Consider the following 371-nt stretch of genomic DNA (forward strand, 5'->3'; position numbering starts at 1 on the left):
ACCAGAGAAGAACAAACGATGGTCGCGGATTACACCAATAGGTGCGCCGCCACTTTCGATCTTCTGGAGAAAGACACCGCCATCAACTTCGACTGCACGTCGATGTGCACCCTGTTTCGGCGGTTTTCCGACCGCTACGGTTTCCACGACACTGCGCCGGATTGGGCATCATGCACAGCATCAAACTAGACGATCCGGACAGCGGTGCCATCGTCCCGGTCATAGCCGTTATCACGATCGTCCTATTGGGGATTGTGATACCCTATGCTGCGAAGATCGCTGGCATCGAGAGATCCGCAACAACAACACTCGCATTCTCAGCCGCCGTGGATCGCATTGGCTTGGCGTCCTACAGCGTCGGCCGGGCGACG

The 371-nt window shown here is 56.9% G+C and carries 2 protein-coding genes; both read left to right on the forward strand.

The window, feature by feature from the left end:
• On the forward strand, positions 1-189 hold a 189-nt coding region (locus tag IG168_RS20770; protein WP_226877206.1), incomplete at its 5' end, for a hypothetical protein.
• Positions 171-371, forward strand: a 201-nt coding sequence (locus tag IG168_RS20775; RefSeq protein ID WP_226877207.1) for a hypothetical protein, incomplete at its 3' end; no start/stop codon positions are given. The genes IG168_RS20770 and IG168_RS20775, both read left to right, overlap by 19 nt.

Source organism: Microbulbifer hainanensis, from assembly GCF_014904735.1.
Lineage (GTDB): Bacteria > Pseudomonadota > Gammaproteobacteria > Pseudomonadales > Cellvibrionaceae > Microbulbifer > Microbulbifer hainanensis.